24 protein-coding genes are annotated in these 26,898 nt (G+C 39.3%); 5 read left to right on the forward strand and 19 right to left on the reverse strand.

Annotated features, from left to right (window positions below; all coding sequences use genetic code 11):
- Window positions 1–60: 60 nt before the first annotated feature.
- Window positions 61–879, reverse strand: a complete 819-nt coding sequence (locus tag AC6CHS_RS03120) for a gamma-glutamylcyclotransferase family protein (protein ID WP_498234026.1) — start codon at window positions 877–879, stop codon at window positions 61–63.
- Window positions 880–1,008: 129 nt separating this feature from the next.
- Here AC6CHS_RS03120 and AC6CHS_RS03125 point away from each other — a divergent pair, with 129 nt between their 5' ends.
- Window positions 1,009–2,142 carry a zinc-dependent alcohol dehydrogenase gene (locus AC6CHS_RS03125; RefSeq protein WP_498234027.1) on the forward strand — a complete coding sequence of 378 codons (1,134 nt, stop codon included), beginning with the start codon at window positions 1,009–1,011 and terminating at the stop codon, window positions 2,140–2,142.
- 3 nt (window positions 2,143–2,145) lie between these two features.
- On the opposite strand, the gene AC6CHS_RS03130 is transcribed toward AC6CHS_RS03125, so the two are convergent.
- From AC6CHS_RS03130 to AC6CHS_RS03205, 16 genes are all read right to left on the reverse strand, one after another.
- Entirely contained in the window at window positions 2,146–3,009 is an 864-nt protein-coding gene (locus AC6CHS_RS03130; protein ID WP_498234029.1) for a 5'-3' exonuclease, read from the reverse strand.
- Window positions 3,010–3,015: 6 nt separating this feature from the next.
- The gene (locus tag AC6CHS_RS03135; RefSeq protein ID WP_498234031.1) at window positions 3,016–6,633 is read right to left on the reverse strand and encodes a dynamin family protein; all 3,618 of its coding nucleotides are present in this window, start codon (window positions 6,631–6,633) and stop codon (window positions 3,016–3,018) included.
- A gap of 82 nt (window positions 6,634–6,715) precedes the next feature.
- Entirely contained in the window at window positions 6,716–7,186 is a 471-nt protein-coding gene (locus AC6CHS_RS03140) for a CBS domain-containing protein (RefSeq protein WP_106896754.1), read from the reverse strand.
- Window positions 7,187–7,391: 205 nt separating this feature from the next.
- The gene (locus tag AC6CHS_RS03145; protein WP_498234033.1) at window positions 7,392–8,921 is read right to left on the reverse strand and encodes an acyl-CoA carboxylase subunit beta; all 1,530 of its coding nucleotides are present in this window, start codon (window positions 8,919–8,921) and stop codon (window positions 7,392–7,394) included.
- A 19-nt stretch (window positions 8,922–8,940) separates the two neighbouring features.
- Complete coding sequence (locus tag AC6CHS_RS03150; RefSeq protein WP_498234035.1) at window positions 8,941–9,720, reverse strand: enoyl-CoA hydratase; 780 nt, start codon at window positions 9,718–9,720, stop codon at window positions 8,941–8,943.
- Window positions 9,721–9,734: 14 nt separating this feature from the next.
- Window positions 9,735–10,628, reverse strand: coding sequence for a hydroxymethylglutaryl-CoA lyase (locus tag AC6CHS_RS03155; RefSeq protein ID WP_498234037.1), 894 nt, complete (start codon window positions 10,626–10,628; stop codon window positions 9,735–9,737).
- Between the two features lie 23 nt (window positions 10,629–10,651).
- The gene (locus tag AC6CHS_RS03160; protein WP_498234039.1) at window positions 10,652–10,861 is read right to left on the reverse strand and encodes an acetyl-CoA carboxylase biotin carboxyl carrier protein subunit; all 210 of its coding nucleotides are present in this window, start codon (window positions 10,859–10,861) and stop codon (window positions 10,652–10,654) included.
- Between the two features lie 13 nt (window positions 10,862–10,874).
- Window positions 10,875–12,230, reverse strand: coding sequence for an acetyl-CoA carboxylase biotin carboxylase subunit (locus tag AC6CHS_RS03165; RefSeq protein ID WP_498234040.1), 1,356 nt, complete (start codon window positions 12,228–12,230; stop codon window positions 10,875–10,877).
- A complete protein-coding gene (locus tag AC6CHS_RS03170; protein ID WP_498234041.1) occupies window positions 12,227–13,876 on the reverse strand; it encodes an AMP-binding protein in 1,650 nt (549 codons plus the stop codon). The genes AC6CHS_RS03165 and AC6CHS_RS03170 overlap by 4 nt, the downstream gene beginning before the upstream one ends.
- Window positions 13,877–13,902: 26 nt before the next feature.
- The gene (locus tag AC6CHS_RS03175; protein ID WP_498234042.1) at window positions 13,903–15,045 is read right to left on the reverse strand and encodes an acyl-CoA dehydrogenase family protein; all 1,143 of its coding nucleotides are present in this window, start codon (window positions 15,043–15,045) and stop codon (window positions 13,903–13,905) included.
- A 75-nt stretch (window positions 15,046–15,120) separates the two neighbouring features.
- Entirely contained in the window at window positions 15,121–15,726 is a 606-nt protein-coding gene (locus AC6CHS_RS03180; RefSeq protein ID WP_498234556.1) for a TetR/AcrR family transcriptional regulator, read from the reverse strand.
- A 273-nt stretch (window positions 15,727–15,999) separates the two neighbouring features.
- On the reverse strand, window positions 16,000–18,450 hold the full coding sequence (gene parC / locus AC6CHS_RS03185; protein WP_498234043.1) for a DNA topoisomerase IV subunit A: 2,451 nt from the start codon (window positions 18,448–18,450) through the stop codon (window positions 16,000–16,002).
- 28 nt (window positions 18,451–18,478) lie between these two features.
- Complete coding sequence (parE, locus tag AC6CHS_RS03190; RefSeq protein WP_498234045.1) at window positions 18,479–20,437, reverse strand: DNA topoisomerase IV subunit B; 1,959 nt, start codon at window positions 20,435–20,437, stop codon at window positions 18,479–18,481.
- Between the two features lie 284 nt (window positions 20,438–20,721).
- Complete coding sequence (locus AC6CHS_RS03195) at window positions 20,722–21,141, reverse strand: CoA-binding protein (protein ID WP_498234047.1); 420 nt, start codon at window positions 21,139–21,141, stop codon at window positions 20,722–20,724.
- Between the two features lie 13 nt (window positions 21,142–21,154).
- Window positions 21,155–22,681, reverse strand: coding sequence for an ABC transporter permease/substrate-binding protein (locus AC6CHS_RS03200; protein ID WP_498234049.1), 1,527 nt, complete (start codon window positions 22,679–22,681; stop codon window positions 21,155–21,157).
- Window positions 22,681–23,751, reverse strand: coding sequence for an ABC transporter ATP-binding protein (locus AC6CHS_RS03205; protein WP_498234051.1), 1,071 nt, complete (start codon window positions 23,749–23,751; stop codon window positions 22,681–22,683). Before AC6CHS_RS03205 ends, AC6CHS_RS03200 begins: the two co-directional genes overlap by 1 nt.
- A 193-nt stretch (window positions 23,752–23,944) precedes the next feature.
- Between AC6CHS_RS03205 and plsY the strand changes: the two genes are divergently transcribed.
- From plsY to AC6CHS_RS03225, 4 genes are all read left to right on the forward strand, one after another.
- Window positions 23,945–24,526 (forward strand): glycerol-3-phosphate 1-O-acyltransferase PlsY, encoded by a 582-nt coding sequence (gene plsY / locus AC6CHS_RS03210; protein ID WP_498234053.1) that lies wholly within the window; start codon window positions 23,945–23,947, stop codon window positions 24,524–24,526.
- 80 nt (window positions 24,527–24,606) lie between these two features.
- Complete coding sequence (gene folE2, locus AC6CHS_RS03215; RefSeq protein ID WP_498234055.1) at window positions 24,607–25,542, forward strand: GTP cyclohydrolase FolE2; 936 nt, start codon at window positions 24,607–24,609, stop codon at window positions 25,540–25,542.
- Window positions 25,543–25,547: 5 nt separating this feature from the next.
- On the forward strand, window positions 25,548–25,781 hold the full coding sequence (gene yidD, locus AC6CHS_RS03220; protein ID WP_498234057.1) for a membrane protein insertion efficiency factor YidD: 234 nt from the start codon (window positions 25,548–25,550) through the stop codon (window positions 25,779–25,781).
- A 21-nt stretch (window positions 25,782–25,802) separates the two neighbouring features.
- Window positions 25,803–26,102, forward strand: coding sequence for a HesB/YadR/YfhF family protein (locus tag AC6CHS_RS03225; RefSeq protein ID WP_498234059.1), 300 nt, complete (start codon window positions 25,803–25,805; stop codon window positions 26,100–26,102).
- Between the two features lie 52 nt (window positions 26,103–26,154).
- Here AC6CHS_RS03225 and AC6CHS_RS03230 read toward each other — a convergent pair whose 3' ends face one another.
- Window positions 26,155–26,463, reverse strand: a complete 309-nt coding sequence (locus tag AC6CHS_RS03230; protein WP_498234061.1) for a hypothetical protein — start codon at window positions 26,461–26,463, stop codon at window positions 26,155–26,157.
- 5 nt (window positions 26,464–26,468) lie between these two features.
- Complete coding sequence (locus AC6CHS_RS03235) at window positions 26,469–26,891, reverse strand: acyl-CoA thioesterase (RefSeq protein WP_238019083.1); 423 nt, start codon at window positions 26,889–26,891, stop codon at window positions 26,469–26,471.
- Window positions 26,892–26,898 lie beyond the last annotated feature (7 nt).

Genomic DNA, 26,898 nt, shown 5'->3' on the forward strand with positions numbered 1-26,898 from the left:
CTTTGATTATGTTATTCTAATAACCTTAATTAGCAAGGTGTAAACACTAAGTCAGAACTTCTAATTTAATAAATGGTTTATATGAGACCGAATTCGCGCAACATAGGATGGTGATAAAATGTCCGCCGCTCCCCGTAATATTTCATTTGCATATCTTTCAGTAGGCTTCGTTTCCTTATCCTTTTCCACGCTAACGAAGGTTAGGCCTTCTACTTCTTCCCCGTAATTTAAAGCTAGCGTAATAACCGTTGGACGGTATCTTTTAGAATACACTCCTTCTCGCCTATATAAATAATCAATCGCTTCTAAAGGTACTTTATAGACGACACCTTCCACCTTTTCCATTTGGGATACAATAATATCTGCTTTCCCGCCATCTTCACTGGATCTCGTAAAGCGAAATCCATAATTTTCAACGACTCCTTTTCCAGCAATAGATGTAAAGTATTGATCGACATTTGCCATTTTAAATCGATTATCATCCATACATGAGCCATATGCAAAGTAGTAAAGCGTTTCATTTTTTAAGTAACGATATACTTTCCAGTCTCCAAATGGTACTTCTTCCAATTTATCTTCAGTGTCTGCTTTTTCTTTATAAATAAATGCTTCATACTGTTCATTTGTTGATGACAATACAGAAACGATAGACCGAGAACACTTTAGTTGATTATCTAGATCTGTTAGCTTTTCATCGTTAATCTCGACTAGCTCCCCATATGTTAACGCTTCGGGATCCTCCACTAAATAAGGCGTTCCATTCCAGTCAAAAAGTTTACCGTTTATCCACACTTGTTCATCTATGCTAGTTGAATCTTTTTTTAGTACTTCCGCTTTTTCACCTATCCTTAGATCGCCATAAATAAATAATAAGTGCATATGATCTCCCCTTTCTGTTTTCTATACCTTATGAAGGTTCCTATAAAACGATAAAGACATGAGGGTATAGATTCTTTACCTTAGATAAAAATAAGATAAACCTCAATACAAATTAGGAGTATGATAAATATGAAAGCCGTAACATATCAAGGAAAGTATGCCGTTGCTGTTAAGAAAGTCCCTTTTCCCACAATACAGGATTCAGAAGATGTAATTATTCGAGTTACTTCTACTGCTATCTGTGGGTCTGATCTTCATTTATATCAAGGAAATTTCCCATTGCCTATTGGCTATACTATTGGTCATGAACCTATGGGGATTGTAGAGGAAGTTGGTCCTGATGTAACGAAAGTAAAAAAAGGTGACCGGGTCGTTATCCCCTTTACGGTAGCCTGTGGCTCATGTCCCTACTGTACGAATCATCAGGAGAGTCAGTGTGACAACTCCAACCCACACTATGATTCAGGAGGATATTTTGGTTACTCCGAAAAATTCGGTGACTTTCCTGGTGGGCAAGCGGAATATTTACGCGTCCCTTATGGAAATTATACACCCTTTTTAATACCAGAGGATTGTGAGTTAGAAGATGAGCAATTGCTTTTCTTATCCGATGTTCTTCCTACAGCATATTGGAGTGTGGAACATGCCGGTGTCAAACAGGGGGATACAGTTATTGTCCTTGGTTGTGGACCTATTGGATTAATGGCACAGAAATTCGCTTGGCAAAAAGGTGCAGAGCGTGTGATTGCGATTGACTATTTTGATTATCGCCTCCAACATTCTAAGCAGACTAACAAGACGGAAATCTTTGACTTTACGAAGTATGATGATATGGGTGAAACATTAAAAGAGCTAACAAAAGGTGGAGCTGACGTCGTAATCGATTGTGTAGGGATGGATGGAAAGAAGTCAGCTTTGGAATTTGCTGAGCAAAAGTTAAAGCTTCAGGGTGGAACATTAGGTCCAATTCAAATTGCTACAAAAGCGGTTAAAAAATGGGGTACGGTGCAATTGACAGGGGTATATGGAGGGCTCTACAATATGTTTCCATTGGGGCCATTCTTCACAAGAAATATTACCCTAAAAATGGGACAAGCCCCTGCACGAAGTTATATGCAGGAGCTTTACCGACAGATTACAGCCAATGAAATTGATCCAACGGATATTATTACCCATAAGCTTCCCCTAGTTGATGCTGCAGAAGGATATAAGCTATTTCAAAATAAAGAAGATGACTGTATAAAAGTCATCTTAAAACCATAATCCTTAAATTAATTTGGCGAGATTTTTAAACTCCAGCTCGTCAAATTTTTTCTGTATCTTCTCTTTATCATAACTCCATAACGCCCCGTCTAGTTCACAAGTAACAGGGACATCGCATTTAATTTCAGCGAGGGTCCTTGATAGATGTAGCATATCTAAGTTCGCTTTAATTTTAGTTTGTACACCTTTTGGTAATGAGTCTATATTAACAAGCAGTTCGTCTATTGTTCCGTGCTCTTTTATAAGCTTGAGTGCCGTTTTCTCCCCAATCCCTTTTACACCAGGATAGTTATCAGAGGTATCTCCCATTAATCCTTTTAAATCTATGACCTGTCTTGGGGTAATTCCTTTCTTCTCATAAAAGTTTTCATTTGTGAAGACCTCATAATTTCCTTGTCCTTTTCGCATGATGGCAACTTGGATATGCTCCTCTACAAGCTGCAAGATATCTTGATCGCCTGTAAGGATCGTCACGTCGTTCTCTTGAGCATATGTTCTGGCCAATGTACCAATGCAATCATCCGCTTCAAAGTTTTCTAATCCGATGTTTGGCATATCAAATGCCTCGACAACTTCTTTTACTAGGTCAAATTGTGGGATCAATTCTACTGGTGGAGCATCGCGGTTTGCTTTATAGCCTTCATACATGTCAGTACGGAATGTTTTACTCCCCATATCCCAGCAGCATACTACATGGGTTGGAGTGAAAGTTTTTACTGCATCCAGAAAATAGCGCATAAATTGGTATACCCCATTTGTTGGGATGCCTTGCTTTGTAATCATAAAGTTACCCCTGAAGGAAGTAGCAAAGAATCCTCTAAATAAGAGTGCCATTCCATCGACGAGTAAAACTTGTTTTCTATCCATCATTTCTCAATCCTTTGTATTTTGATTAGTTAGTATATCTTCCAACTTTTGACGTTTCTCGGTTAGAATGTCTGTGTTCAGCGGGATTGTCAACGCAGCAAGGGAATCTTCTACATATTGTTCGACTCTTAATTGAAGCTGCTGCTGAATTTCTGAGACGTTTTCCTGCCATTGTATATCATATTGCTGCTCCAACACCAGTCTAATTTCGTCTAAATAAGTTGATGCCAAGGGACGAATCTGTTGGAAAAGTGCTTCTTTCATTTTTTCTTTTTCATTATGTGCAAAGAAAGCTTTCGTGCCTCGATAAGATGCTAACACAGTAGAAAATTCCTTCGCACTCACAGATTGGAGCCCTTTTTCAAATACTGGCGTCTCTAGCGTTACCATTTCCAAATCTGCCACCTGAAATTGAGCATCTCGCGCATTCAATGTGGTGTATAGATCGTGGTATATTTCCTGAAGCAGTTTATTTACCAATGCTTCAATCCTCAATGCGACAGCCTGTACCTCTTGAAGTAACTCAAATGCTGTATATTCAAGCAGCTGTTGCAAGGCTCTTTTTAATTCTGGCTGTGCAGCTTTTCCAGACTGTGTAATCGTAGTTGGGTTAAATGTTTCTTTAAACATATCATGAAATCGAATCGTATAGCGTTCTAAAACATGAAAAAGTTGTTTGGTAATTTTTTGCTTAATTTGCTTGGACAGAACATCTGTTTCATACCCTTGAATATCCTGTATCATATCATGCTTTTTATTAGATAATGCTAGCTCGTACTGTTCTCGTTCCTTTTGATCCAGCTTGCTAGAGTTCAAAAAATGCGTCAATGTTGACAGAGCCCGCTCTATGTCTCTAACTGCAGAGGCTACAGTAAGTGAGCTTAGGTCATGTTTAATAAACCTATAAAATGTTTCTTCAAAACGAGCCATTCCTTTATTTAATGGCGTTGCCTGCTTCTTTTCTAACAATGATACTTTACTTGATACAGGATAAAGCCTTGGGAAGCGAATACCTAATTGTATTAATTGCTCCTGGACATAATCAGTAACCAGTTTTAATTCTTGTTCATTCTCCGCAAGATCAGCAGCATTTACTAAAAAGAACATTTTATCAAGCTCAAATGTGTCTTTAACACGACCAAGTTGCATGAGAAAGTCTTTATCTGCTCGGGATAAGGCATGGTTATAATATGTTACATATAAAATAGCATCCGCATGTTTAATATAGGTAAAAGCCGTATTTGTATGTCGAGCATTGACAGAGTCGGCACCTGGAGTATCAACAAGCGTAACACCCTGTCTTGTAATCTCACAATCATAGTAAAGATCTATCGCATCAATGTAACAGGCCTTATTTTCATCTGTTATATAAGGACCTAAATCCTTTAACTGGAGATCAAGTTGCCCGCCGATGTATTCCTTCATTTCATCATATCCATCTATCATTGCCTGGAGATAAGATTGATATAAAGGATTCAATTGGTTACTTTGTTGGTAGTCATGGTCTTTAACCCAATTAAGCAAATCTTCAAGAGCTGTAACAGTAGGTTGAAGTACCTTTAATATTTCAAGTAAGTCTTTTTCCAAGTCCTTTTGTTTTTTCACGCTTATATGAACCTCACCATGTACCGTAGCACCATTTACTGGGTTGATTCGGTTCACGGCAGCTGTTGTTGGATTCGGAGAAACAGGAAGCACATTATCGCCAAGTAAAGCATTAGCAAAGGAAGACTTACCCGCACTGAAAGCACCAAATAATGCAACAGTATACGATCGTCTTTCTAGACGCTGTTTTTTCTGAAGCAGGTCATCGACAAGAGACTTAGTACCTGGCACCCCATCTAAAATTTTCATCGCGTCATCTAAATGAGGAAGGATATCCTTTTGAGATGCAAAGCGGTGCTTATCAGGAAGTTTATTGGTTTCTTGTTGGTATTCTAATTGCGCCTCTTGACTCAATTCTTCTACAGAACCCTGCTTCCTTTTTTCTTTTCGCTGGTGAAGGGCTTCCTCCAGCAATTCACTTGATTTGAGGAAAGGTTGATCTGCTTCCAATTGTTTCTGTACGACAGCCTTTTCCTCGGCAAGATCTTGCTCCAATTTTTGTAGACGTATCATCTCAGACGAGTCTCTTTCAAGCTCAGAAATAGTCGCTTCCCACTCCGTTAGTTGCTTGCTACTTTGCTCTATAAGTTTAGCTTCCACCATATCTGCTACCTGTTTCGCCTGTCCTTTATATTTTGATTTAATATCTGCTGACACATCGTTCGTATAATTTAAAACATAATCACTGTTCATAGTGGCACCAGTTTTAATTAAACGACGAAGATCCTCTTTAGTATAGTCAACGTTCATTCCCTGTACTCTGTGTATTAGCTCTGTGTCATGAATTTGATATTCTGATAAAATAGTCGATAACTTTTCTTTTAAACGCCATTCTAACGAGGAATTTACCGACTCATTTAATTGTTGTAAAAAAGTAAGGAGTCTTGCTTCCTGCTCCTCTTTCGTTTTCTTTTGAGAACCAAAAAGTCCGACTTTAAAATTAGGCTGTTGTGAAGCAAGAAACTGTTCAGCTTTCTCTCTGAGCGTTGCCGGCATCAAGTATGCATTCTTTATTGTTTGTTGTGTTTCCGACATCAATTGATCCTTTATAGCTTTAGGCTTTTCCACTAAATCGTCCTTTTGTATGATGAGGTCACTCTTCTTTTGGAGCAATTCTTCATACGTATACTTGTCATCTACAACAGGCATTTTTTCACTATAAAGACTATCTAAATAGGTTTCATGTGCTTTTACAATGGTCTTAAGTGCGTTATACGTTGTGTTGTGGGCTTTTGGCTCTTCTTCGATCATGTTATTAATCGTTTGTTGTAATGCTTCAAATTCATTATAACGGGCTGACCGGTTAGTTAAAGAGGTATAAAATATGCGCAAGGGAGAAATTCCCCACTGTTCAAACGTTTGTTTGATACTCGCCTCAAACAATGCAAACGGAAGTTCAGAATCATCATGTTTATCAACCTGATTAATGATGACAAAGTAAGGAATACCTTTTTCCTGAAGAGATTCGAGGAATTGCAAATTCACTTCTGACTGAACATGATTATAATCCATAACGTAGAACACAACGTCCACCAAATGCATCGCTGACTCTGTCATCAGCCGATCTGCATCATCCGCTGCATCAATACCTGGTGTGTCCATAATTACTGTTCCTTTTGGGAGGACTGTATCATGAGAACGAATATCAAGTTGCTTTATTAGTTCCCTGTCTTTTGAATATTTTTTAATCAGTTCAAGATCATAGGGCTCTTTTATCTCTATTGTCTCACCTTCACGATAATATACTCGAATGAGACCTTCCCCTCGAGAAATGGTCACAATATTAGCACTTGTGGGTACAGGACTTTTGGGTAACAGATCTTCCCCCAAAAGCGCGTTTATCATAGAGGACTTACCAGCAGAAAAATGACCAGCAAAGCTGATGATAAACTGGTCATTCTGTTGCTTTTCATAAAGATCAACTAATTTCGCGGCATTTACGTGATCCTGTTTGTCGAGTAAATAGTCATATATCGAAGCCATCTTTTGTAACATTAATTGTTTCTCTTCTTTTAGCATGATCAATTCTAAGACCCTCTCCGTAAACTTTCTCCTTCTCATTATACGCCCTTTAAGTACTATTTTCTACACTTGCTAATACTTACTTCTCAACAGCCTGATCGATCAATTGTGTAGTAATATAGCGGATTAAATCGCCTCGGCTTATCACACCAATGACTCGACTCGCGGGGTTTACGACAGGTATCTTTTTAATATGGTGTTTAGAGAAGACATCCATTGCTTCATCAATTGGACTCTTTGGGGTAACTGTAAATACATTCTTTTGCATAATTTCTTTCACTGGTCTATTCAATGAATAGCTTAAACGTTCGGTCAGATCTGTTTGTTCACTAACTAGGATTAAAGAAAAGATATCGTAAACCGTTCTTCCTTTTGGCTGTATATGTCGAATAACGTCTCCGTCGGTAACCATCCCGAGCAGTTTACCTTCCTCATCGACCACAGGGACACCCGTAATTTTATTTTGTACTAGCTTTTCTAGAAGTTGCTTAATGGTTGTTTCCTTGTTAACACTTATTACATCTCTAATCATAAACTCTTCAATCTTCATATTGCACCCTCCATTTCAACGTACTATTACGGTTTATTATTCTATTTTCCTGGCAAATGTCAAATAAGAACCATTATTTAGAAGTTAACATAATAATATTATCGTAAACCTTTTTTAGAATTCATTTTAAAGTACAAATTTTAATCGTATTTAACTATACAAAAAACCAGAGGCTATGCTTTCCACCTCTGGTTAAAACATTAAACTATACAGGATAAACACCATGTTTCCTCTCTGTAAAGGTCACATTTTTTGTCTCATAAAGAGAGAAACGACTAGACAGCTCTTCCCTTAGATGTTCAGGGTCTATTACCGCATCGACGACCATTTCTGAAGCCATCCGGTAAATGTCAATATTATCTTTATACTCATCTTGCTTTTCCTTAATAAAAGCAGGTCTTTCAGATTCAGGGAGTTCTGCGATTTTGTTCGCGTATACCGCATTTACTGCAGCCTCTGGACCCATGACAGCAATATGGGCTGTTGGTAAAGCGATACAGCTATCCGGCTCAAATGCAGGACCTGCCATCGCATATAACCCTGCACCATAAGCCTTTCTCACAATAACAGAAATTTTCGGAACGGTTGCTTCACTCATTGTTGCCACCATTTTAGCTCCGTGTCGGATTATTCCTGCCCGCTCCACTTTGGTTCCAATCATAAAACCAGGAACATCTACTAGAAACAACAGCGGGATATGGAAGGCATCACAAAGTTGCACAAATTTTGCTGATTTATCTGCTGAGTCAGGAAAAAGAACACCGCCCTTTACCTTAGGTTGGTTGGCAATAATCCCAACTGGTTTCCCATTAATCCTAGCTAAACCTGTAATTAATTCAGGAGCAAATTTTTTCTTTATTTCACAAAAGCTCTCCTCATCAATTAGTTTATCAATTAAGTCATACATATTAAAAGGTGCATTTTGGTTTTCCGGAATGATATCAGTAACGCTTTTTTCTATGAATTTCGCTTCTCTAGCTTCTGTTATTTTTGGATTCTGGCGGAAATTAGTAGGAAAATAGCTTAAGTATTTTTGAGAAAATGAAATGGCCTCTTGCTCTGTCTGGACTAATACGTCCCCTACACCTGAAACACTGCAATGCATGTTGGCCCCACCCATTTCTTCAAGGCTCACCTTTTCTCCAATTACCTTTTCTGCCATTCTAGGCGAACCCAAATACATTGAAGCATTGCCATCCACCATGATAACAATATCGCAAAATGCTGGGATGTATGCTCCCCCTGCTGCTGATGGGCCAAATAATAAGCAAACCTGTGGCACGCGGCCAGAAAGCTTAATTTGATTATGGAAAATACGACCTGCTCCTCTTCTTCCTGGAAACATCTCTACTTGGTCCGTGATTCTAGCACCAGCTGAATCTACCAAATAAAACATCGGTATTTCTAGCTTCATAGCGGTCTCTTGAATACGGAGAATCTTTTCAACAGTCCGTTTTCCCCAGGAACCAGCTTTTACTGTAGAGTCATTTGCCATCACACAAACCGCTTCTCCGTTAATTTTTCCAATTCCTGTGACCACACCATCTGAAGGTAGCGTATCATCCATACAATTGGCGAAAAAGGCGTCCTCTATATTAACATCTTCATCAAAGAGTAATGTGAGGCGCTCCCGGACAAATAATTTTCCCTTTTCTTCGTTTTGTTTATGGTATTTTTCCTTGCCACCGCTTTTTATTGAATCGACTTTTTGCTTTAACGTATCTCTATAATTCATATCTGCCCTCCTACGTAAACTAGTTCCCTTTATAGATAGGTTTTCTTTTTTCTTTAAATGCTGCAAGGCCTTCTACCCGGTCTTTTGTAGGGATTGTTTCCTTATATGCCAGGTGTTCTAATTTTAACCCTGTAGTAAGATCTGTCTGCAGCCCTGAATCAATCGCAAGCTTTGCCTGACGTATGGCAACAGGCCCGTTAGATGCAATCTTGATTGCCATTTCTGTTGCTCTTTCAACAACATCATCCGGGCTAGTTAATTCCTCTACTAAGCCAAGCGTGTATGCCTCCTCTGTGCTAATCGGTATGCCTGTATAAATTAAACGTTTTGCCTGACCAGTTCCAATTAAACGTGGTAAGCGTTGTGTTCCACCAGCTCCCGGGATAATGGCCAGCGTGGTTTCTGTCAGTCCTATTTTAGTTTGATTACTAGCTATTCTGATATCACAGGCCAATGCTAGCTCTAGACCACCCCCAAATGCCGCACCATTTATAGCCGCAATGACAGGGATACGAACGTTTTCCAACGCAGTGATGGTTTTGCCTATATAGTGAACTGCTTGCACTACTTGGTCTTCTGTCATCTCTTTGCGTTCCTTTAGGTCCGCACCTGCACAGAAAGCCTTGTTTCCAGCCCCTGTTATAATGAGGCAGCGAATAGTAGTGGATTGATTGATTTCGTATATATATTCATTCAATTCATCAAGAAGTACTTTCGATAATGCATTCGCTGCATTTGGCCGATTTAGTGTAATAATTGCAATACTATCGTTTAGTAGTCGATATGTTGTACCACGCATAAACACCCTCCCATTCAGCTATTTAGTAGTTTCATTTGATGGCTTGATAGTTCTGGTACATGCTTTGCAATATATGTGGCTGCCACTCTAACTTTTTCCTTATCGATGCCTGTATGAATGCCCATTCGGTGCAACATATATAAAAGATCTTCCGTTGCTAAATTACCTGATGCCCCCTTTGCATACGGACAACCGCCTAGTCCTCCAACTGCACTGTCAAATTTGGCAACACCTAAATTCATTGCTGTTAGGACATTAGCTAGTGCCGTCCCTCTCGTATCATGGAAATGCATGGCTAGGCGATCACTTGGAAAGTGGCTAAGTAAGGATTTAGTCACATTTTCTACCTGTAGGGGATCCGCAATCCCAATTGTGTCTCCAATCGATAACTCTTCGACTCCCATTTCCAATAACTTGTCACAAATAAAAAGAACTTGATCAATGGAAGTCTCTCCTTCATAGGGACAACCGAAAACAGTGGAAATATAGCCCCTAATTCGCTTATTACTCTTCCTTGCTTCCTCGGCAACTTTCTCCATAATAGGGATTGTATCTGCAATGGTTTTATTTACGTTTTTTAGATTATGCGTCTCACTAGCGGAAATAAAAACGCATACTTCATCTATGTCTACCTCTAACGCCCGCTCTAGTCCCCTTTGATTAGGGACAAGAGCAGCATACGTAACACCAGGGTGCCGTTTAATCCTTTTCGCAACCTCTGATGCATCTTTTAACTGTGGTATCCATTCAGGTCTGACAAAGGAAGATACTTCGATATAGGAAACCCCGGTCTCACTAAGCATGTTAATCCATTTCACTTTTGCATCTAGCGAAACTAGAGCACTCTCATTTTGCAATCCATCCCTAGGACCGACCTCTTTAACCGTCACTTTTGGTGGAAAGTTCATATGCAACCCTCCTTATAGTCAGCTTATTCAATTACCGCCAATACATCTCCCTCATTCACAAAATCCCCTTCAGCTACGTTTAATTTCTCTAAGGTACCTGATTTTTCTGCAGGTATGGGGATTTCCATCTTCATTGATTCCAAAATAATTACATCCTGGCCTTCATTCACCGTATCCCCTTGTGCAACATTTACTTTCCATACACTTCCTGCCATACTTGCTTTTAATTCCATCTTTATATCCTCCTTATTTTGCTTTGATAGTAGGTAAATAGTGATCCTGAATATAGGCGGTGGTTACATTTCCTTTTCTAAAAATTTCATCCTCTACAATGCGTTCAAGCATTGGTAGATTCGTTTTTATACCTTCCACTTTATATGCTTGCAAAGCCTCTGATAGTAAGGATATTGCATCCTGTCTGTCCGTTCCGTGGACTACCAACTTTGCTATCATCGGATCATAAAATGGCGTAACATCACATGTTCCCGTGATAGCTGGTTCGTTCCGTATATGCTCACCCTGTGGGAATATCACTTGACTCACATGACCAGGCGAAGGTAGAAATGTCTCTGGATCTTCTGCATAAATACGTACCTCGATGGCATGCCCATTGATTACAAAATCCTCTTGTGACAGGCCAAGGGGTTCACCAGCAGCAATTAAAATTTGCTTTTCTACAATATCAATTCCTGTTATTTCCTCCGAGACAGGATGCTCAACTTGGACCCGAGTGTTCATCTCCAGAAAATAAAAATTTTCCTTGCTATCTACTAAAAACTCGATTGTTCCTGCATTGGTATACCCTAGTGCTCTAGCTGCATTTATTGCAGCTTCAGTCATCTGGTTCCTTGTTTTCTCTGTGATAAAGGTAGACGGTGCTTCTTCAACTACCTTTTGATTGCGACGTTGAATAGAACAATCCCGTTCAAACAAATGAAGAACGTTTCCTGTATTATCAGCGAGAAGTTGAACTTCTATATGTCGAGCATCTTCAACTTTCTTTTCCATGAACATGTCACCATTACCAAAAAATGTTTTGGCTCGCTTTGTGTTACTTTCAAAGGCAAGAATTAGTTCCTCGTCGGAATTAACGACTTGCATTCCAATCCCGCCACCACCGGCGGACGCCTTTAGCATGACTGGATATCCAATATTGTGTGCAGCTATTAATGCTTCTTCTGCTGTACCAAGAGCATTCTTTGTCCCTGGAATGGTAGGTACACCAGCTTTTTCCATTAACTGTCTAGCCAGAATTTTACTCCCCATTTCTCTTATTACAGAGGCACGGGGACCGATGAAAATAATGCCTTGTTCCTCACATTGCTCGGCAAACACATCACTTTCACTTAGAAAACCATAGCCTGGGTGAATGGCATCTACATTCGCTTGTTTGGCTACAGAAATAATTTTATCTGCATTTAAGTAGCTTTCGTTTACCCGTGGTGGGCCAATTAGATAACTCTCATCTGCCATGTCTACAAAGTCTGCTTTTTGGTCAGCCTCTGAATATATTGCCACTGTCATAATGTTCATCTTATTGCATGTTCGAATTATTCTAGCAGCAATTTCCCCTCTGTTTGCTATTAGTATTTTTTTTATCATGGTATCTCCCCTATTGCTTCAAGTTTTTTCATTGCATCCTCTCTCAATTTAAATTTTTGAATTTTACCACTTGCTGTCATTGGATAGGAGGTAACGAATTGAACATATTGCGGGATTTTATGTCTAGCTATGTTTCCCCTGCAATAAATACGAATATCTTCTGCTGTTATTTTTTCTTTTTCTTTTAGGATAATAGAGGCTAATACCTCTTCTCCATATTTCTCATCTGGTACCCCAACGACCTGCACGTCAAGAACAGCTGGGTGCTGGTATAAGAACTCCTCTATTTCACGAGGATAAATATTTTCCCCTCCTCGGATGATCATATCTTTCATCCTACCGGTAATTTCCAAATATCCATTCTCATGCTGGATAGCTAAATCTCCTGTATGTAGCCATCCATCTTGGTCTATCGCTTCAGCCGTAGCCTCTGGATTTTTATAATAACCTTTCATAACATGATAGCCTCTTGTAAGTAGTTCACCAGTCAGTCCTTTTTCTTGTTCTTCACTAGTCCCAAGTATCACAATTTTCACTTCTACATTAGGATGGGGCTTTCCTACCGTACCGACCTTTCTTTCAATCGGATCACTTGTTCTTGTTTGAGTAATTACAGGAGAAGATTCTGTTTGCCCATATGCAATGGTAATTTCTTTTGCCCCCATTTTATCCATTACCTTTGTCATCACTTCCATAGGGCAAGTAGAGCCTGCCATAATACCAGTTCGTAGTGAGGTTACATTATAATCATCAAATTCAGGATGATTTAATTCTGCAATGAACATGGTTGGTACACCATGCAAGGCCGTACATCTCTCGGATTCTACAGCTTTTAAAACTGCTACTGGATCAAACTGCTCGAGTAGCACCATTGTTGCTCCTTTAGACACTGCAGCCAATATACCGAGTACACAACCAAAACAGTGAAAAAACGGCACCGGTATACATAACCTATCAGCTGGCGTTAGTTCCATACAGTCCGCTATCTGATTTCCATTGTTAACTATATTATGGTGTGTGAGCATGACTCCTTTTGGAAAACCGGTAGTGCCTGACGTATATTGCATATTTATCACGTCAAATGGATCTAGTGAACCACTCCGATCTTTTAACTTTTGTGCGCTTACAGCGTGCCCTGCATTGACAATCTCCTGCCAGTTATATGCATATTTTGGAGACTTATTATCTAAAACAATTATATTTTTCAAGTTTGGAAGGTTGTCAGAATAAACGTTTCCTTTGTCACTTGTCTCAAGTTCTGGGCATACCTTCTGCAAAATGTCCAAATAGGAAGTCCCCTTAAAGGACGGTGCTAGTATCAACGTCTTTGTGTCAGATTGTTTCAGCAAATATTCAAGCTCCATTGCTTGATAGTTCGTATTCACTGTTACAAGCACAGCGCCTATTTTCGCTGTGGCAAATTGGGAAATAAGCCACTCTGGTTTATTATCAGCCCATATTGCTACATGCTCTCCCTTTTCTATTCCTAGAGACATAAGTCCTTTCGCCGTTTCATTTACCATTTCATTGAACGCTTTATACGTTTTTCTAAAATTTAATTCTGGATAGACAACTGCCTCATGATGGGGATTTTCATTCACTTGTTTCTCCAATAGTTCCCCAATTGTTAATGACATCAGCCCCATGAATTTTCTCCTCTCACCTTTTTAATCTAGCAACCTAGTTGTCTAGCAATGACAAGGCGTTGAACCTCAGAGGTGCCTTCCCCAATTTCCAATAATTTTGCATCACGCAAATATCTTTCCACTTCATACTCTCTCATATATCCATAACCGCCATGTATCTGGATAGCCTGATTTGCAGCGCGAAAAGCTGTTTCCGTTGCATAAAGCTTGGCATACGCTGCTTCTTTACTAAACGGCTTCTCATTATCCTTTAACCATGCAGCCTTATGAACCATGTTGCGTGCTAATTCAATTTCCATCGCCATGTCAGCCAGCTTAAATTGAATAGCCTGGAACTTGGATATTGGCTTTCCAAATTGTTTCCTCTCTTTTGCGTAACTTAGGGCTTTGTCCAACGCTCCTTGTGCAATCCCTACTCCAAGAGCAGCAATCGATATTCTGCCCCCATCAAGGGTATACAAGAACTGATTAAATCCTTTATTCGGATCACCAAGCAGGTTAGTTCTCGGAACCCGCACATCCGTTAGTACGATTTCCGCAGTATCTGAACCTCTAACTCCCATTTTCTTGTATTCACTTGTAATGGAGACGCCTTTCGTATCAGTAGGCACAATAATGGCAGAGATGATATTTCTTCCTTTATCATTTTTGCCTGTAACAGCAGTAACGATAAGTGTCTTAGCAAAGCTTGCATTTGTGATAAAGCATTTCTCTCCATTTATAATATAATCATCGCCATCCATAACTGCAGTTGTTTTTGTTCCACCAGCATCTGACCCTGCATTAGGCTCTGTCAGACCAAAGGAGCCAAGTGCTTCCCCGCTTGCAAGCGGTTTCAAAAAAGTGTCTTTCTGTTCCTCTGTTCCAAAATAATAGATAGGACTTGCACCCAAAGAGACTGCCGCTGCATAGCTTAGCCCAGTACTACCACAAACTCGCCCGATTTCTTCAACGGCAAGAGCGTAAGAAAGAGTGTCGCCACCAGAACCGCCTATCTCCTCAGGAAAAGGGATACCGAGCAATCCGAGTTTCCCCATTTCCTCAAAAATATCGACGGGAAAGGCAGCCTCTTCGTCAATTTCGATGGCTCTTGGCTGGATAACCTCATCAGCAAAATCTTTAACCATTTTTTTAATCATTAATTGTTCCTTGGTAAGTTCAAAGTTCATAATATACCTCCCTTGAGTCAGACCGACTGGTTGGTCTGTTCACGCTATTAAAAAAGTATGCGAATAACCACATATTTAAAACACTTTTTCTAAAGAAACTTTTTCACTTTCTTTCTCTAATACTGCTCGCAGGATTAGATCAACGAAAATATCTCCGATTTCATTAATCGACTTTTCCCCTGACTGTTTATACCATTTGTATGTCCAATTAACCATTCCTAATATGGCCATACTTGTAATTTCCACGGAGAGATCTTGACGAAATTCTCGCGCTTTCTTTCCATCTTTTATAGCTTGCATAATCATTTTTTTGTATGTGTCACGTTTTTCATTAATAAGCTTAGCATAATGTGGCTTTAAATAGATGTTCTCTTGGTAGAACACTGAAATATGTGGTTTGTAAAGATCAAACACCTTTACAAAATCTTTGATGATAGCACGAAGCTTAAGGGTTGGTGAGGTATGTATGGTGTTTGCTATGGATGCTTTTTCCAAAACATACGATATAAAAGTGTCATGAATTACAAACAACAACTCATCCTTTGATGAAAAGTGATGATAAAAACCACCCTTTGATGTACCAACGTTTTCCACGATTTGTTTGACTGTTACACCATGAAATCCATTTTGTTCAAATAAGAGCAGGGATGATTGAATTATTCTTTGACGTAGCCCCGTTATGACCCCTCCTTTCTCTTAATACATATACTTTAGCATACTTTTCTGATAATAGAAAGCGTTTTCATAAGTGTAAAAATTAAAATTTACAAGATAGCTTGAATAAAGCAAACGCCGAACAAATATGCGTAAACAGCTACCAGTTTACCAAGTTTGTTCGGCGCCAAGATTATTTAATGTTAAAACATTTACGGTAGTAAAGGGAGTCATCTCAATCTTTACTGCCTAATCGTCTTACAGAAGACTTGGAACCTATAAATCATCGTTCTTCTATAATTAGTCGTTCATATCTTCAAATGGTTTGATATATTCAGCTTGCTTCCATGCTTCTACAACTTCCCCATCATGGTCGGCATCAATAACAAAAGAGCCATTACTATAACGATCACTTGCAGAAAGTGCTAGTGGGTAAATACTATGGGTTTCTCCATTTGCAGTATTGTAGCAAATAGTATCACTATCATTCACTACAAAAAAGCCTTGTATTCGATGCGGTTTGCTTTTTAGCTCCCTGAGCATAAGCAATCCGCGTTTTGCCCTACTGGTTTTCTCAAATTCCTGTAGTTTCATACGTTTGCATGCTCCACGCTGTGTAATAATCGCTAATGATGGTGCGCTCATGTCATTAAAAATCTGGCCATTTACGACATATTCTTCTTCTTTAAGCTGAATTGCTTTAACTCCTGCAGCACGCTGCCCTACAATCGTTACTTCTGATTCATGATACCAGAGTCCATACCCTTTGTTAGATGCCAGGAATATATCGGAATGTCCGTCTGTCTGGTAAACATTAACCACTTCATCGCCTTTTTTTAAATTTAATGCAATCAGCGCTTTAGAAAAACGCTGCGAGTCATATAAGGCAAGTTCACTACGTTTAATCATCCCATTCTTAGTAAAGAAGAGTAGATAATGCTTATCGGAAAATTCCCGAATAGGTAGGACTTGGATAATACGCTCATCCTTATCAATCGATGCGATATTGGAAATATGCTGTCCAATATCTTTCCACCTTATATCAGGTAATTCATGTACCGGGATTGGCAGGTACTTCCCTTTATTAGTAAATAGAAGTACTTTATCCGTAGTATTTAATTCAATTAGACCTACCAGGTGGTCTTCCTCTTTTATTGCTAAGTCATCTCCATTTGAAGCACCATAAGAACGTAGACTTGTTCTTTTTATATAGCCATCTTTTGAGACAGAAACAAGTACTTCTTCGCTTGCTACCATTACTTCTATATTTATCTTCAGTTCTTCAATCTTATCTTCTATCACCGTTCTGCGCGAAGTAAAAAAGGTCTTTTTAATTTGCTTTAGATCTTTCTTAATGGTCTGGAGAAGCTTTTTATCACTTTGCAGGATGGATTCCAGATCTGTTATATTTTTGCGCAATTCAGCTGCTTCTTTTTCAAGCGATGTTATATCTGTATTTGTTAATCGATATAATTGTAACATTACAATCGCTTCTGCTTGAGCCTCGGAGAAATCATAGCTTGCAATAATGCGTTTTTTGGCATCTTGCTTGTCCTTAGAGGCGCGAATTGTCGCTATCAGCTCATCCAAAATTGAGATTGCCTTAATTAGACCTTCCACAATATGCGCTCTATCCTTTGCTTTCCTCAAATCGTAATTGGTCTGTCTTGTTACAACTTCTTTTTGATGATCTATATAGGCATCAAGCATTTGCGGTAACGAAAGAAGCTTCGGTGTTTTATCCTGTATCGCTACCATATTGAAATGATAGGTAACTTGTAAATCTGTATTTTTAAAGAGGAAGTTTAAAATTCCTTCACTGTTAACATCCTTTTTAAGTTCTACTACTACGCGTAGGCCAGTTCGATCCGTTTCGTCACGTACTTCGGCTATTCCTTCGACTTTTCGGTCGATGCGTAGCTCATCCATTTTCTTCACCATATTTGCCTTATTCACTTCATATGGTATTTCCTCAATCACAATTTGTTGCCGGTTTCCGCGGACTTCTTCTATCGACGTCTTACCACGAACAATGATCTTTCCTCTACCAGTTTCGTAAGCTTTTTTTATCCCTTCAACACCCTGAATAATCCCACCTGTTGGAAAATCTGGTCCTTGCATCACCTGCATTAATTTATCAACTGACACTTCGGGTTTGTCAATCTTCATAATGACAGCATCAATCACTTCAGAGAGATTATGTGGTGGTATGTCGGTTGCATAACCAGCAGAAATCCCTGTAGAGCCATTAACTAAAAGGTTAGGAAATTTAGCAGGCAAGACTACAGGCTCTTGGATCGTATCGTCAAAGTTTGGTATGAAATCTACAGTTTCCTTATCAATATCTCGTAACAGTTCGGAGGAAATGCTAGAAAGCCTTGCCTCCGTATATCTCATTGCTGCTGGTGGATCACCATCGATACTCCCGTTATTTCCATGCATTTCAACAAGCACATTGCGAATCTTCCAATCCTGGCTGAGTCGCACCATTGCTTCATACACAGAAGAATCACCATGTGGATGATAGTTACCAATTACTGTACCAACCGTTTTGGCAGATTTTCGAAAATTTTTCTCAAACGTGTTTTTCTCTACATGCATGGCATACAAAATTCTTCGCTGTACTGGTTTCAACCCATCCCGGGCATCAGGTAATGCCCTATCTTGAATAATATATTTACTGTACCTTCCAAATCTGTCGCCAATTACTTCTTCTAATGGAAGGTCCAGAAATGTTTCCGGTTGTGACAAATGAAGTCCCCCCTATTTCTTTAAAACATTAGCTTTCCTCATGTATCCGTTCATTTTCTAGAATGTTGGAATCTTCTTGAAGACCAAATTCTACATGACCCTCAATCCATTTTCTCCTTGGTTCCACTTTATCGCCCATCAGAGTAGTGACTCGACGCTCTGCTCTAGCAAGATCTTCGAGCGTTACCCTTATAAGCGTACGCGTATCCGGGTTCATTGTTGTTTCCCATAATTGATCGGCATTCATTTCCCCAAGCCCTTTATATCGCTGGATCATATAACCATTTTTGAACTCAGCTACCGCCTTTTTCATTTCCGCTTCATCCCAGGCGTAAACAACTTTTTCTTTTTTTCCTTTACCTTTTGAGATTTTAAACAATGGTGGTAGCGCTATATAAATTTTACCTGCTTCAACTAGCTGACGCATATAACGATAGAAAAAAGTAAGCAGTAATACTTGTATATGGGCGCCATCTGTATCAGCATCTGTCATGATAACGATTTTATCATATTGCACGTCTTCCAAATCAAAGTCGCCGCCCACGCCTGCTCCAATAGTATGGATGATCGTAGAGATTTCTTCGTTTTTAAAGACATCTTGTAGCTTTGCCTTCTCCGTATTGATGACTTTACCCCGTAATGGAAGGACCGCCTGGAACTTTCGATCTCTTCCCTGCTTTGCAGATCCACCAGCTGAATCACCCTCCACCAGGTATAACTCATTTCGCTTTGGATTTTTCGACTGGGCTGGTGTCAGTTTTCCACTTAATAGCGTATCTTTTCTGCGCTTTTTCTTACCAGTACGTGCTTCATCCCTGGCTTTTCTCGCTGCTTCGCGAGCTTCCTTTGCCTTAATAGACTTTCTAATAAGTTGCCCTGAAACATCAGGGTTTTCTTGAAGAAAGTAGGCTAGTTTTTCTGATACAACACCATCAACCGCGGATCGAGCCTCAGAAGTTCCTAATTTCCCTTTGGTCTGTCCTTCAAATTGAAGCATTTCTTCGGGAACACGTACGGATACAACTGCTGTAAAACCTTCTCTAATGTCCGTACCTTCTAAATTTTTCTCTTTCTCTTTTAAAAGTCCATTCCTTCTTGCATATTCATTAAAAGTCCTTGTAATTGCTGCACGTGCTCCAGATTCATGCGTTCCGCCGTCTCTTGTACGCACATGGTTAACAAACGAAAGCATACTTTCTGCGTACCCATCATTAAATTGAAATGCAAAGTCCACTTCAATGTTCTGTTGTACTCCCTCAAAGGAAACAACTTGATGTAGTGTATCCTTTTCTTCATTCAAATAACTCACAAACGACTCAAGGCCATCTGGATATTCAAACTCTTCAGTAGTATCGTGGCGATGATCATTTAATTGAATCGTTAATCCTTTTAGTAAAAAGGCTGCCTCACGAAGCCGTTCAGATAACGTTTCGTAGTCATATATTGTAACAGAAAATATGCTAGGGTCTGGTTTGAAGTGAATGGTAGAGCCTTTTTTCTTGGTAGGACCTTTCTTTTCAACTGACCCCACAGGCTTTCCACCATTTTCAAAGCGCTGGTAGTATGTAAAGCCATCCCGGTGAGTCGTTACATCAAGCCATTCTGAAAGTGCGTTCACTACAGACGCTCCTACACCGTGAAGTCCGCCACTTGTTTTATATCCACCTTGGCCAAATTTACCACCCGCATGTAATACAGTAAAAATTACTTCTATTGTTGGTCGGCCTGTGCTATGCATTCCAGTTGGGATGCCTCGTCCATTATCTGTGACAGATATACTGTTGTCTTTATGTATCGTCACTTTAATATTATTACCATATCCGGCGAGTGCCTCGTCTACTGCATTATCGACAATCTCAAATACTAAATGATGTAACCCTCTAGTATCCGTGCTACCGATATACATACCAGGCCTTTTTCGGACCGCTTCTAGTCCTTCCAGCACTTGTATTGAATCATCACTATATTGTAATGGTTGCTTAGTCAAAATATTTAACTCCTTTCTAAAACCCGCTCTTTCCACACATGTATGTATTATAATAGAACAAACGTTTTACTTTTGTAAAGACTATAAACATATTCAAAAATGCGCATATAAAATTGATTACCGGCCACCTAAGGCTCCCTCTATTTGTAGACATGTAATTAAGTATACTATAAAAGAAATCAGCTTGTATAGGTGAACCGTAGTGTCAGACCTTCACTAGTCCAGCTAAATCGGTTAAAAAAACAGCAAAAAGGATGGTATTCTCTGATACCATCCCATGCAATCTATCCTTTTACCAGTACGGCATGAACTACTTTTATACAAAGGTCCATTATTACTGTAAAGTCTTTTTCTTTAAGAAAATCGTAGGCTTCCTGATTAACTATTCCTTGTTGTGCCCAAAAAATCTTGCAGTTTGTTTGTGCCGCTTCTTCTGCTATAGCTGGCAGATATTCTGGTCTCCTAAATACATTAATAATGTCAACCTCATCTGGTATGTCCTGTAGGGAAGAATACGACTTCTCCCCTAACACCTCATCCACTGTTGGATTAACGGGGATGATTCGATAGCCTTGTTTTTGCATTGCTTTCGAAATTTGGTAGGACGTTCTTTCAGGTTTATCAGAAAGCCCGACCACTGCGATTGTCTTTGCATTTGTTAATAGTTGTTTTAATTGTTCATTCGACGGATTTTCCCATGTCATGATGAATACCTCCCTAATTTTCTAACAAACCTTCATCTTGTAGAAATTCTTCAGCTACCTCCTGTGGAGAACGATCTTCATAATCCACTTTATAGTTCATCTGGCGCATTTGTTCATCTGTGATCTTTCCACCCAGTTGATTAAGAATATCTTTAAGTTCAGGATACTCTTCCATTGTTTCATTACGCAATAAAGGAGCACCTTGATATGGCGGAAAAAGATTTTCTGGGTCTTCTAATGTGACAAGATTTAATTCTACCATATAGCTATCTGTCGCATAAGCGTCTATGATATCAACCTCCCCATTTGACAAGGCGTCCTGCCTTATTCCTGGTTCCATGGTACGAATATTACTAATATCAAGGTTATAGACATCCTGCATGCCAACATATCCATCATAGCGGTCATTAAATTCTAACGTGAAACCTGCCGTCACTTCATCCTCTACCGCCTGCAAGTCTCCAATTGTCTTTAAATTGTATTGATCAGCAAGTTCCTCTGTAGTTGCCACGGCATACGTATTATTAAAAGCCATCGGCTGTAGTAAAGCCATATCGTATCTCTTATCCATACCGATTTTAGCCTGTTCATAGACCTCTTTCGCATCATTGCTTTCCGCTTCTTCTTCCAATAGTGTCACAATTGCTGTTCCAGTAAATTCTGGGTAGATATCAATACTCCCTTTATCTAAGGCACTGAAAACAAAGGATGTTTTCCCAAGCCCTGTTTCTAACTCAACATTTAAATCCGTGTCTTCTTCAATCAACAACTTGTACATATTTGCTAGTATGGCTGGTTCAGATCCCAGTTTTCCGCCAATTATGATATCTGCTCTTTGAGAGCTGTTAAATATAAACGGAGATGTAACCACAAGCACAGCTATAAGTAACATGGCAACAAAAGATTTAAAACCAGCTCTTTTTGAGATACGTTCGAATCCGCGTAGAATTAAATCAAGTATAATAGCCAGTAAAGCTGCCGGTATCGCCCCAAGGAGGATTAGATTGATATCTGCTCCTCGATCAATTCCTAAAAGAATCAGTTCGCCAAGCCCACCTGCTCCAATTAATGCTGCGATTGTCGTGGTACCAACGATTAGTACCATAGACGTACGTATACCGGCCATAATTACCGGCATGGCAATTGGAAGTTCTACTTTAGAGAGTCGCTTAAACGAGTTCATCCCCATACCGATTGCCGCCTCTTTCAATGCAGGGTCGACCCCTATGATTCCCGTATAGCTGTTCCGCAATATCGGGAGCAAACCATAAGCAGTTAGCGCAATGATGGCAGGTACTTTCCCTATGCCCAAAAACGGTATTAGAAATGCTAATACTGCCAGACTGGGTATGGTCTGCATTATTGCAGATATCCCTATTATTGGCTCAGCAACTCGAGGATATCTTGTGAGTATAAGTCCTAGAGGAACGGCTATTATAATTGCAATAACTAAGCTCAACAGGGAAATCTGTAAATGTTCCCATATCGTCTCTAACAATTGACCTCTTCTATCCTGGAAAACGTTAATAAACTCCTGCATTACTGGATCACCCCGTTTTCGAGGGTCGTTTTACTTCTTAGGTATTCAACAATTTTCTTATTGCTTAACAATCCAATAAGCTTCCCTTGTTTAATGACTGGGAATAAGTGTTGGCTATCATGTTGTTGTATTAAAGCCGCAGCCTTATAGAGCGGGAGATCATTCTCAAGAGTCAAAAATTCCGGCTTGATAGCACCCATACTGACCACACCTTCATACATGTTGTTTCTATCTGTAACAATATAGGTCGCGTTTTGATCAAAATTCCCTTGTTCAAATGCTTCTTTTGTAAGAACGTGACTTGAAAATTGATCGCAAATAACGTCTACAGCTGTTTGCCAAGGTGATTTTCTTTCCCCAATAAAATTCTTCACGAATTCTGTTTTGGGGTTTAAGATGAGTTGCTGTGGTGTGTCCAATTGTACGATTTCGCCATCTTTCATTAAACACACCCTATCACCAAGCGCCATCGCTTCATCCATATCGTGGGTAACAAAGAGAATGGTCTTCTTTATTTCCTTTTGCAATGTCTTTATGTCTGTCTGGAGTTGCTCCCTGCTAATCGGGTCAAGGGCGCTAAATGGTTCATCCATTAGAATAATATCTGGGTCAGCCGCCAAAGCGCGCACAACGCCGATTCGTTGTTGTTGGCCACCCGATAGCTCTCTAGGCATTCGTTTTTGATAAGTGGCAGGGTCCAATCCCACCATCTCCAATAACTCATCAATTCTCTTTTTAACTTTTTTTCCTTTCCACTTTTTCATCTCGGGCACAATGGATATATTTTCTCCTATCGTCATGTGCGGAAATAATGCAATTTCCTGTAGAACATAACCAATATTCCAGCGAAGTTCATGTATGTTGTATGAATTTACTTTCTGTTCATTTATGTAAATATCACCTGCCGTTGGTTCGATTAATCGATTAACCATTTTCATGGCTGTAGTTTTGCCGCAGCCACTCGGTCCGATTAACGTTACAATTTCACCGGCTTGCACCTTCAACGAGAACTCACGTATAGCCTCCGTTCCATCCGGGTAGACCTTTTTCACCTTATCAAATTCAATCATCTCTTGTTCCCCCTTAGCAATATACACAAACCATTTTCAATTTCTTAAAACCTTACCCTATCTTTGTTGAATAAAAACTTCAACTGGAATGTTTCTCTCTAAAATAATAAAAATGGTTCTTTCCCCACTTACTTCGTGCTAGAATGTAAATAGAATTTTTTTGCTACATACTAATCGGAAAGTAGGAATCATGATGGAATATATTATATTCGCTATTGTTGCTTATTTATTGGGTTCTATTCCAACAGCATTAATTGTTGGGAAACTGGGTTACAACCTGGACATACGCGAACATGGAAGCGGAAATCTTGGTGCAACCAATACATTTCGTGTGCTTGGATTTAAGGCTGGAAGTATCGTAATCGTTACAGATATTCTAAAAGGAACTATCGCTACATTAATCCCCCTCCTTTTTGATGCGGACGTTTATCGATTGATAATCGGGTTATTTGCAGTAATTGGACATACCTATCCACTATTTGCTAAGTTTAGAGGCGGAAAAGCAGTAGCTACTTCTGGCGGAATAATTTTAGGTATTAATCCATTATTATTTATCATTACGATAAGTACCTTTTTAGTTACACTTTATTTGTCGAAGTATGTTTCATTATCCTCTATTATCACGGGGTTTGTTGCAGTTATCGCTTCCTTTCTTTTTCAAGATATCGGACTTATTATTGTAACTGCCCTGCTTACGCTATTTGTAACTTACCGACACAAAACTAATATTAAGCGGATTAGAGAAAAGACCGAACCGAAGATTACGTGGATGTAATTTCAGCAAAACCAATAAATTGAATATTAAATGGTGCTCACGTATACTTGTTTATACATGAATAGAAAGGGGACTGCGTCGTGAATACGAAATTCTTCCCACTAAAACAACTGCCATCCAAGGCAGAACGACATAAATTATTCGGTTCAGTATTACCAGTTCCGAGAACAAAACCAATTGAAAAAAGTCAGATGGCTGACTTGCAAAATACAAAAAAAGATTTTCTTTTTGATTTAGATGCTGTAGGGATTTCAAATGTAAAACATCCTGTGTCGGTTACGGGTGACTTGGAACCTAAAATACAATCCAGTATAGCCAATATTTCCTTTTCAACTAGCTTGAAAAGCACAAGTAAAGGGACAAATATGAGTCGCTTTACAGAACAACTAAGTACCTATTACAGACAAGGTGTCTTCCAAGCTGATTGGCAAATATTAAAAACGTTCACAAAAGAATTAGCAGACCGACTCGATCAACAAGATGCGACAATTGAGTTGCAATTCCCTTGGTTCTTTGAACGACGTGGCCCTCAAAGTGATCTCGCAGGATTAAATCACGCGGATATAACCATGAAAGTAATCTATGACTATCAAACGGGTTATACCCTCTCAGCTTCTTTATCGGCATTAATTACTACACTTTGTCCATGTTCTAAAGAAATTAGTGAATACAGCGCACATAACCAAAGAGGTGTTGTATCAATAGATGTGGAACTAAACGAAGGAGCAGTTCAAGCAGAGATGGACTGGAAAACAATGCTCTTAGAAGCGGCAGAAAGTAATGCTAGTGCAAGAATTCACCCGGTACTTAAGCGACCAGATGAAAAAATGGTAACGGAACAGGCTTATGAAAATCCTCGCTTTGTAGAAGATATGGTTCGTCTCGTTGCAGCTGACTTATATGAAATGGATATGGTTGATAAATTTCGAGTTGCTTGTCGAAATGAAGAGTCTATCCATATGCATGACGCCATTGCTTCTGTTAGTTATGATAAGCGCAATGAGAACCTCGGGTAATATAGATGAAATATCTATTCATTGGGCTCATTACATTTTACCGGAAAGCAATAAGTCCATTTACTCCAAGAACATGTCGTTTCTATCCAAGCTGTTCGGAATATGGCCTTGAAGCGTTTAAAAAATTCGGTGCCATTAAAGGAGCATATTTAACAGTAAAAAGAATTAGCAAATGCCACCCTTTTCATGAAGGCGGTGTTGATTTAGTACCGGAGAAAAAACAAAAGATCAGGAAATAGTTTCAAAAGGAGTTGTCACAATTGAATTTGCAGGTTAGCAAGGAAGCTGCTAAATGGTATAAAGATGAATTAGATTTAGAAGAGAATAGCCCAATACGCTTTTATGTTAGGTACGGCGGGGTAGGTGGAAATCTTCCTGGTTTTTCCCTCGGAGTTGCTGTTCAAGAACCAGAGAACAAGCATGCTTCTGTTATTGTGGAGGGGGTTTCCTTCTACGTAGAGACAAAGGACGCCTGGTACTTTGAAGACAAGGATTTAAAAGTACAGATGAATAATAAACTTGCAGAACCTGCCTTTAAATACACGTCCCTTAATAAGTAAACAATCTATCAAAAAACAACAGCACAGAGAAGTCCCACGTGCTGTTGTTTTCTTATTTAGTCAATAAATTAAATTGTTCTAGTTGCTTCCATTGCTTTTCGGAAAGTAATATATCCCGTTGTCTATCTCCAAACAAATCAAAATGGGGAAATTTTTGGTCCCTGTGAATCCATTCAGCTTCTAAACCATATTGTCTTCCCCATTTAGTTAGTTTCTCGAGATCATTACAACCAACCTTTGTAACGGTTGTACACCCAGGAAATCGATTATCGAGCCAATAGTGTGTTAAGATTGCAATTTCTCCAGCAAGTACTTTCTTCTTCCAAGAAATTAATTCATCTCTTTTTAAACCAAACGCCATGCCTGTTATCCCTCTTTCAATTTGTTACTGTATGCTTCATGCCACTCAGGGAAAGCTTTTCTAAGTGAAAGTGGACGAAAGCTGTCTTTTTTCACAATCACATGCTCCGTCTTACCGCTAACTGCTACATGTCTTTTTGAATTGAGAATCTGATATCCATAGACTGTTCGTAATCCATCGTAACTTTCCAACCATGTTTCTACTACAGTGTCTTCGCCATAACGAATGGGCTTTTTAAAGCTAATCGTAGCATCTGTGACAGGTGATACAACGCCCTGCTCCTCCATCGCTCCGTATCGTAAGCCTAGTGATTCTATAAATTTCGTTCTCCCTATTTCAAACCATACTAAATAATTGGCATGGTAGACGACACCCATTTGGTCGGTTTCCTGATAACGTACTTCAATTGGTGTTTGCACTTTATTCAACAATGAT

The organism is Oceanobacillus sp. GQ8, assembly GCF_059758495.1.